The organism is Pseudomonas sp. 05N434 (assembly GCF_056396965.1).
Map to the genome: position 1 here is coordinate 1 of NZ_JBFTMK010000186.1, position 8288 is coordinate 8288.

The window sequence follows — 8288 nt, forward strand, 5'->3', positions numbered from 1 at the left end:
GCAGAACGCCGAGTACACCAGCAGCAGGATCACCAGCTTGTCGGCGATGTTGGTGTAGCGCTTGTGCCGAGCGAAAAACCTGCCCAGCCATGGCCGCAGCAATTGCCCGAGTACCAGCGGCAACAACAGCATCGCGCACAGGTCGAGCAGGGTTGAACCCAGGTCGATGCCGCCAGCGCCGCTGCCGACCACGAAACTCACCAGCAACGGTGTCAGGAAAATCCCCAGCACGCTGGACAGGCTCGCGTTGAGAATCGCCGCCGGTACGTTGCCGCCCGCGCTGCCGGTCAGGGCCACGGACGAAGAGATGGTCGAGGGCAGGGCGCAGAGGTAGAGGAAACCGAGCATCAACAACGATGGAATGTGTGAGCCCAGCAGTGTGTCGCTCAGCAGCCAGATCAACGGAAACACCGCAAAGGTGAAGACTTGAACCATCACGTGCAGCTTCCAGTTTTTCAGCCCGTGGCGGATCTGCTCGCTGGAGAGGTTGATCCCGTGCAGGAAGAACACCAGGAACACGCCGATGTTGATTACATACTCAGCGTGCATCCCGCCGCCGGTAGCGCCGAAGGTCGGGAAGAAATACGCCAGCAGCGTGGCGATCAGCATGCCGCACAAGAACCAGTCGGTGACCACGCGTTTAAGGTGTTTGAAGGCATGCATAACCGGCACCGAATCCATTTGTAAGAATTGATGACTTAGCCTAACGTCGGCCCTATCAGCCGTCTTGCGACATAAGGCCAATCAATGCCGACTAACGGACAACTTACCCTCGAGCGGACCATCCCGGCGCTGACGGTGTTGCCGCGTCCGTTGTATGCGCGGGCGGAAAGCCTGAACGCCGGTTCGTGGACGCCGCCTCATCGTCATGATTGGGTGCAGTTTTCCTACGCCATCAGCGGCGTTCTCGGCGTGCATACCGCCGAGGGCAGTTTCTTTGCGCCGCCGCAGTGGGGCATCTGGATTCCGGCGGATCTCGAACATCAGGTCGTGACCTCGATGCGTGCCGAAATGCGCAGCCTGTATGTGCGCCGCGAGGACTGCCAATGGGCGGACGGGCGTTGCCGGGTGCTGGAAGTCACGCCTTTGGCGCGGGAGCTGATCAAGCGCTTTTGCCAGTTGCCGGTGGAGTATCCACAGGGCGACAGTCAGGAGGCGCGATTGGTGGGCGTGCTGCTCGATCAGTTGGCGAGTCTGCCGGAGGTGGGGTTTTCCTTGCCGCTGCCCCGGCATGAGCGACTGCTGGGTTTGTGCAACGAACTGATCGAAAGTCCCGAGTGCTCGGTGACCTTGCAGGAATGGGCCGAGCGTTTGGGCATGTCGGAGAAAACCCTGATGCGGCTGTTTCAGCGCGAGACCGGGTTGAGCTTCCGCAGTTGGCGGCAGCGCATGCGGCTGCTGTCGTCGTTGAGTTTGCTGGAGGAGGGGGACAGCGTGACCAATGCCGCGCTGTCTTGCGGGTATGACTCGACGTCGGCGTTTATTGCGGCGTTCAAGGGGTTGTTCGGGTTTACCCCCGGGGAGTTGTTCAAGCAGTAATTGTGGCGAGGGAGCTTGCTCCCGCTGGAGCGCGAAGCGGTCCCAATTCAGCCAACGCGGTGCATTAGATATTCCGCGTTTGCCGGTTTACGACTGCTTCGCAGCCGAGCGGGACGGTGCGGCGATCCGACAAGCTCCCTCGCCACAGGTATCGGTTTCGACCAGTTGGATCAGTGACTTCAGGTTCTGAAGCGGCGAACCAACCCGTCCAGCTCATTCGACAACCCTGCCAGGCTCTGAGAATCCAGCCGCGCCGAGTTTGCCAATTCCGCCACCAACTGCGCATCGCCATGAATCTGGCTGATATGCCGATTGATGTCCTCGGCCACCTGATGCTGTTCCTCAGCCGCCGTGGCGATTTGAGTATTCATGTCACGAATCACATCCACCGACTCACGGATCTGCCCAAAGCTGCTGCGCGCTTCACCGATGCGGGTCACCGATTGCTGAGACACCTCCAGGCTCGCATGCATCTGCTGTGTTACCTGACTGGTGCGCTTGGCCAGGTTGCCCAGCAGGCCGTCGATTTCCGCCGTGGAATCGGCAGTTCGTTTGGCCAGGGCGCGAACTTCATCCGCCACCACCGCAAAGCCACGACCCTGTTCACCGGCCCGGGCTGCTTCGATGGCCGCGTTCAGGGCCAACAAGTTGGTCTGTTCGGCGATGGAACGGATGGTCCCGAGGATCGACTGAATGTCGTTGCTGTCACGCTCAAGCTGTTGCATCGATTGTGCCGACTGTTCGATTTCCTGGCTCAAGCGATCGACACTGCTCACCGCGGCATCGATCTGCTGCTGGCCTTCACGGGCCTGGCGCTGACCGCTGTCGGCCGACTCGGCGGCCTGGCTGCAAGAGCGCGCGACTTCGTTGGCGGTGGCGACCATTTCGTGGAACGCCGTGGACACCATGTCCACCGCTTCACGCTGACGCCCGGCGGCTTCGGCCATGTCGCTGGACACTTGGGTCGAACTCTTGGAGGTGGCGAGGATCTTGGTCGCGGCGCCGCCGATGCTCTGAATCAGGTTGCGGATCGCCGCCAGAAACTGGTTGAACCAGTTGGCCAGTTGCGCGGTTTCATCGCTGCCACGGATGTGCAGGTTCTTGGTCAGGTCGCCTTCGCCCTGGGCGATGCCTTCCAGACCGCTGGCCACGCTGCGGATCGGCCGCACGATCAGGCTGGCGAAACTGGCGCCGACGATGGCGAAGAACACCGCCAGTACCGCCGCGATGATCGCGATCAGCCAGGTCAGTTGAGTGGCCGAGCTCATCACGTCGGTCTGCTTGATCAGGCCGATAAAGGTCCAGCCCAGTTGCTCCGACGGCCAGACGTTGGCCATGTAGCGCTCGCCATTGAGCTCAACCTCTACCAGCCCTTTGCCGGCCTTGCCGAGTTGCGCGTAACCGTCGCCGAGGCTGCTCAGTGCTTTGAAGTTGTGTTCCGGCTGCTTGGGATCGACCAGTATGGTGCCGGTGTTTTCCACCAGCATCAGGTAGCCGGTTTCGCCGAGTTTGATCTGTTTGACGATTTCAGTGAGCTGCTTGAGCGTCACGTCGATGCTGACCACGCCGCCATTGCTGCCCAGTTTGTTATCGATGGTGCGCACGGTGCTGACGTAGGTCGCGTCATCCTGGGCCCAGTAATAGGCCTCGGTGCGAAGCGGCTTGCCCGGCTTGGCCTGGGCCGCCTTGTACCACGGGCGCTGGCGCGGGTCGTAATTGCTCAGCTTCGCATCGTCCGGCCAGGACACGTAACCGCCCGCCGCCGTCCCGAGAATCGCGTAGGCGTAGGCCGGGTGGCTGTTGCCAAGGTCCTGGAGGAGGGCGAAGACCTTCTTGTCCATTTCGCCTTGGGGAATGCTCTCGGCGTTGGCACTCATGTAGGTCTTGAGGCYGTCGTCGGAGTTCTTGATCAGCGGTTGGGTCGCCAGGTAGTCAACGTTCTGGCTGATGCCATCAAAGAACAGCTGCATGGCATTGCTGACCTGACGAATCTCGCGGCCACTGCCGTCGACAAAATTGTCCTTGGCATCACTGCGCAAGTTCAGCACGACGAGGGTGGCGACCAGCACCACGGGCAAGCAGGCGATGATTGCAAACGCCCAGGTCAACTTCTGTTTGATGTTCATCCGCGCTCCAGTTTTTCTTGTAGGCCCACGCAGTACTGATGACTCGCGGATTATTGGCAGCCGAAAACGTTTGATACGCCCCGATCCTTGAGCGCGCCTTCTTGATTGTTGTTGAGGCGATTGTCAGACAATTCCTTTTCTCTCTAATGACTTCGGCTGAAGCGCGGGGAAATTGAGGTCTTTTGAGAAAAATCCTGCGAACGCCAGGGATCGAGGTTAGATTCTGTCGCAAATACCTTGGCACTCCGTCGTCAACAAGTGGTTCTCGCTCAGCTATGATCCGGGGCGGTCGATGAGTTTTGCCTGATTAATCCGGCACATTGTGTGCTTCTTGATGTTCATGGGAACGTTCATAGGTCGGCAACCCCTCCCCCGAATGAGAGGATTGCCGTATAACGAATGACTTTCGCGTGTTTGGTAATAAAGGACCCACAATAAAAGCTGATGAAGACTCCAAAACGCATTGAACCCCTGATCGAGGACGGTCTGGTCGACGAGGTGCTGCGCCCACTCATGAGTGGTAAAGAAGCAGCTGTTTATGTGGTGCGCTGCGGCAACGAGCTGCGTTGTGCCAAGGTCTACAAGGAGGCGAACAAACGCAGTTTTCGTCAGGCGGCCGAGTATCAGGAAGGTCGCAAGGTGCGCAACAGCCGGCAGGCTCGCGCAATGGCCAAGGGCTCCAAGTTTGGCCGCAAGGAAACCGAAGACGCCTGGCAGAACGCCGAAGTGGCGGCGCTGTTCCGCCTGGCCAGTGCCGGGGTGCGRGTGCCCAAGCCGTATGACTTCCTCGAAGGCGTGCTGCTGATGGAGCTGGTGGCCGACGAGTACGGCGATGCCGCGCCACGCCTGAACGATGTGGTGCTGGAGCCGGATCAGGCACGCGAATATCACGCCTATCTGATTTCGCAAATCGTGCTGATGTTGTGTACCGGTCTGGTGCACGGTGACCTGTCCGAGTTCAATGTGCTGCTGACGCCGACCGGCCCGGTCATCATCGATCTGCCGCAAGCAGTGGATGCGGCGGGCAACAACCACGCGTTCAGCATGCTTGAGCGGGACGTGGGCAACATGGCGTCGTACTTCGGACGCTTCGCGCCGGAGTTGAAACGCACCCGGTACGCCAAGGAAATGTGGGCATTGTACGAAGCCGGCACCTTGCACCCGGCTAGCGTGTTGACCGGCGAGTTCGACGAGCCGGAAGAACTGGCGGACGTCGGCGGGATCATGCGCGAGATCGAGGCGGCCCGTCTCGACGAAGAGCGTCGCCAAGCGATTCGGGCGGCGGACGATGCGCCACCGAGCAAAGCCGAAGAACCGCCTCCGCCGTGGATGCAGTGATCGGTTGACCCAAAACCCGGCTTTRGCCGGGTTTTTTACACCAGCAATACCCCGCACACTCAAGGACTGAATGTGAACTCCATCCGCAATGCTCAGTTGATCATCGCCGCCCGGCTGATTTCGGACTTCGGCGCTTTCCTCAACATGGTCGCCCTGGCTACCTACGTCTACCTGCTCAGCAATAGCGCCATGAGCGTCGGCATCTTCCTCGCCAGCCGTGTCGCCGGGGGAATCCTGGCCAGCCTGATCGGCACCCGGTTCTATCGCCGCTGGGCCGGGCGCCTGCCGCTGATTGCCTTCGATCTGCTGCGCGCCGGTTTGCTGGGTCTGCTGCTGGTGCTGCCGGTCAGCCAACAAGCGTTGCTATTACCGCTGATCGCGTTTGGCCTGGGGTTTGGTAATTCGATGTTCGCCATCGGCCTCAACAGCCAGTTGCCGCACCTGATCGAAGAGGCGCAATTACTCAAGACCAACGCCTGGTTAACCTCAGCGTCGTCTGCGGCGATGGTCAGCGGGAGTCTGGTGGCCGGGTTGTTGGTGGCGGGATTTGGCTTTGAAACAGTATTTGCATTGAACGTGGTCACGTACCTGCTGGCAGCGCTGCTGATTGTGCCACTGCGGTTTTGCGGACCGGCCCCCAGCTGTGATGAACCTCTTCACAAACAGGGCGAATGGCAGGCCTTGCGCCAGGGTTTGCGCACGGCGCCGGTACTGGCGGCGATGCTGGCCGTTGCCATGGCCGACACCCTGGGCAGCGCCGCGCACAACGTCGGTCTTCCAATCATTTCAAAACTGCTCACACCCGAGTCGGCCAGCAACACCCTGGGCCTGATGCTGGCGGTGTGGGCCTGCGGCAAGTTCATCGGTGCGCGAATCGCCAGTCGCCTGAAAGGCACGGACAACGCGCACCTTGAGCGGCGATTTTTCTTTGGCGTGTTGCTGATGTCCTGCGGTTTCATCCTGACGTTTCAGCAGCAGACCCTGTACGGTTTGCTGCTGTTTTCGTTGCCCGCCGGGATAGGCGACGGGTTCTCGGAGGTTGGCCTGATGTCGCGCCTGCAACGTGAGCCGGACAGCCTGCGCCTGCCGATTTTCAGTTTTCTGACGCTGCTGCAAATGACCGGGTTCGGCGTCGGCATGTTGATCGCCGCGCCGTTCTATTCCTGGTGGACACCCGGCGCGGTGGTGTTGTTGTTCCACGGCATTCCCCTCACCCTGTTGCTGGTGGTGAAGGGGTTGGCGCTCAAGAATGAGCGGGTTCGACGCAGCAACCCGAGGCCAGCTCCTTGAGAATCGGGCAGTCCGGGCGGTGGTCGCCGTGGCAGTGTTCTACGAGGTCTTGCAGGGTGTCGCGCAACTGACCAAGTTCGCGAATTTTCTGGTTCAGCTCATCGATGTGCTGACGGGCCAAGGCCTTCACATCGGCACTGGCGCGCTGGCGATCCTGCCAGAGGGTCAGTAGTTTGCCGACTTCTTCCAGTGAAAAACCCAAGTCCCGAGAGCGCTTGATGAACGCCAGGGTGTGCAGGTCGTCGTCGCCATAGACCCGGTAGCCACTGTCGGTGCGATGGGCCGCCTTGAGCAGGCCGATGGATTCGTAATAGCGGATCATCTTCGCGCTCAGACCGCTCTGGCGGGCCGCTTGGCCAATGTTCATCGGTTGTCCTCCAGGTCTTTGGGCTTCCAGGTTTTCAACAGTAACGCATTGCTGACCACGCTGACGCTCGACAGCGCCATGGCCGCGCCGGCCAGCACCGGGTTGAGGAAGCCGAATGCCGCCAGTGGCAGGCCGATCAGGTTATAGACGAAGGCCCAGAACAGGTTCTGGCGAATTTTCGCGTAGGTCTTGCGGCTGATCTCCAGCGCCGCCGGCACCAGCCGTGGGTCACCGCGCATCAGAGTGATACCGGCAGCGTGCATGGCGACATCGGTGCCGCCGCCCATGGCAATGCCGATGTCAGCAGCAGCCAGGGCCGGGGCGTCRTTGATGCCGTCGCCGACCATCGCCACCACGCCGGTTTTTTTCAGCGCGGCGACGGTGGCGGCTTTGTCCGCCGGCAGTACTTCGGCGTGAACATCCTTGATGCCCAGCGCTTGGGCGACGACTTTGGCGCTGCCGCGGTTATCGCCGGTCAGCAGGTGGCTGCTGATATTGCGGGCGCTTAGGCGTTGCACCGCTTGCAGGGCACCGGGCTTGAGCGTGTCACCGAAGGCGAACAGGCCCAGCACCCGAGGTTCGGGGCTTTGTTCGATCAACCAGGACAGCGTCCGGCCTTCGGTTTCCCAAGCGCTTGCGGAGTCAGCCAATGGTCCGGCATTCAAGCCACTTTCTTCCAGCAAACGCCGATTGCCCAGGGCCAATCGCCGACCAGCGAGGCTGCCGGCAATGCCGCGCCCGGTCAGCGATTGACTGTCGCTGACATCGGCCACGGTCAAGCCGCGTTCGGCGCAGGCATCCAGCACCGCCTTGGCCAGCGGGTGCTCACTGCCGCGTTGCAGCGCTCCGGCCATTTGCAGCAAGGCGGCTTCGTCACCCTCGATGGCACTCAAATGTGCGATGCGCGGCGTGCCCGAGGTCAGTGTGCCGGTCTTGTCGAACACCACGGCGCTGACTTCGTAGGCGCGCTCCAGGGCTTCGGCGTCCTTGATCAGAATTCCGTGGTGCGCCGCCACACCGGTGCCTGCCATGATTGCGGTCGGAGTGGCCAACCCGAGCGCACAAGGACAGGCGATCACCAACACCGCGACGGCGTTGATCAATGCAGTTTCCAGCGGCGCGCCATACAGCCACCAACCAACCAGGGTCGCCAGTGCAATCAGCAGCACCACGGGCACGAACACCTGGCTGACTTTATCCACCAGTTTCTGGATCGGCGCTTTCGCCGCCTGCGCGTCTTCGACCAGGCGGATGATCCGCGCCAGCACGGTTTCTGCGCCGAGCGCCATGGTCCGCACCAGCAGCCGACCTTCACCGTTGATCGCACCGCCGGTGACCTTGTCCCCCGGAGCTTTGGGCACCGGCAGGCTTTCGCCGCTGATCAATGCTTCATCGGCGTGGCTCTGGCCTTCCACCACTTCGCCATCCACCGGGAAGCGCTCGCCGGGTTTTACCAGAACCAGATCGTTGAGGCGCAAAGCGCTGATCGCAACCTCCTGCTCGCGGCCGTCGATCACTTGAATGGCTCGCTCCGGACGCAAGGCTTCGAGGGCGCGGATGGCGCTGGCGGTCTGGCGCTTGGCGCGGCTTTCCAGGTATTTGCCCAGCAACACCAAGGCAATCACCAC

Annotated in this window: 7 protein-coding genes and 1 pseudogene; 3 read left to right on the forward strand and 5 right to left on the reverse strand. The window is 61.2% G+C overall.

Annotated elements, in window-relative coordinates:
• The coding region (locus AC1DLB_RS13905; RefSeq protein ID WP_477785141.1) for a bile acid:sodium symporter family protein at window positions 1-663 on the reverse strand (663 nt) is incomplete at its 3' end.
• 84 nt (window positions 664-747) lie between these two features.
• Between AC1DLB_RS13905 and AC1DLB_RS13910 the strand changes: the two genes are divergently transcribed.
• Window positions 748-1539 carry an AraC family transcriptional regulator gene (locus AC1DLB_RS13910; RefSeq protein WP_064616082.1) on the forward strand — a complete coding sequence of 264 codons (792 nt, stop codon included), beginning with the start codon at window positions 748-750 and terminating at the stop codon, window positions 1537-1539.
• 179 nt (window positions 1540-1718) lie between these two features.
• Here AC1DLB_RS13910 and AC1DLB_RS13915 read toward each other — a convergent pair whose 3' ends face one another.
• Entirely contained in the window at window positions 1719-2486 is a 768-nt protein-coding gene (locus tag AC1DLB_RS13915; RefSeq protein ID WP_370694472.1) for a methyl-accepting chemotaxis protein, read from the reverse strand.
• 90 nt (window positions 2487-2576) lie between these two features.
• Window positions 2577-3665 (reverse strand): annotated as a pseudogene (locus AC1DLB_RS13920) (cache domain-containing protein); the annotation flags it as partial.
• A 444-nt stretch (window positions 3666-4109) separates the two neighbouring features.
• On the opposite strand from AC1DLB_RS13920, the gene AC1DLB_RS13925 reads away from it, so the two are divergent.
• Window positions 4110-5003 carry a PA4780 family RIO1-like protein kinase gene (locus tag AC1DLB_RS13925; RefSeq protein ID WP_086944028.1) on the forward strand — a complete coding sequence of 298 codons (894 nt, stop codon included), beginning with the start codon at window positions 4110-4112 and terminating at the stop codon, window positions 5001-5003.
• 72 nt (window positions 5004-5075) lie between these two features.
• Entirely contained in the window at window positions 5076-6293 is a 1218-nt protein-coding gene (locus AC1DLB_RS13930) for an MFS transporter (RefSeq protein WP_477744168.1), read from the forward strand.
• Here the strand turns inward: AC1DLB_RS13930 and cueR are convergent.
• Together cueR and AC1DLB_RS13940 are read right to left on the reverse strand one after the other, a co-directional pair.
• Complete coding sequence (gene cueR / locus AC1DLB_RS13935; RefSeq protein ID WP_007940146.1) at window positions 6247-6660, reverse strand: Cu(I)-responsive transcriptional regulator; 414 nt, start codon at window positions 6658-6660, stop codon at window positions 6247-6249. The two genes, AC1DLB_RS13930 and cueR, sit on opposite strands and share 47 nt — an antisense overlap.
• Window positions 6657-8288 (reverse strand): copper-translocating P-type ATPase (locus tag AC1DLB_RS13940; protein ID WP_477785142.1); only part of this gene is annotated, 1632 nt, incomplete at its 5' end. The genes cueR and AC1DLB_RS13940, both read right to left, overlap by 4 nt.

What these genes read in the sequence shown, in the direction of transcription:
- AC1DLB_RS13910 (WP_064616082.1), top strand. Translation starts at nt 748, where the DNA reads ATGCCGACTAACGGACAACTTACCCTCGAGCGGACCATCCCGGCGCTG.
- cueR (WP_007940146.1), bottom strand. Translation starts at nt 6,660, where the DNA reads ATGAACATTGGCCAAGCGGCCCGCCAGAGCGGTCTGAGCGCGAAGATG.
- AC1DLB_RS13915 (WP_370694472.1), bottom strand. Translation starts at nt 2,486, where the DNA reads ATGGCCGAAGCCGCCGGGCGTCAGCGTGAAGCGGTGGACATGGTGTCC.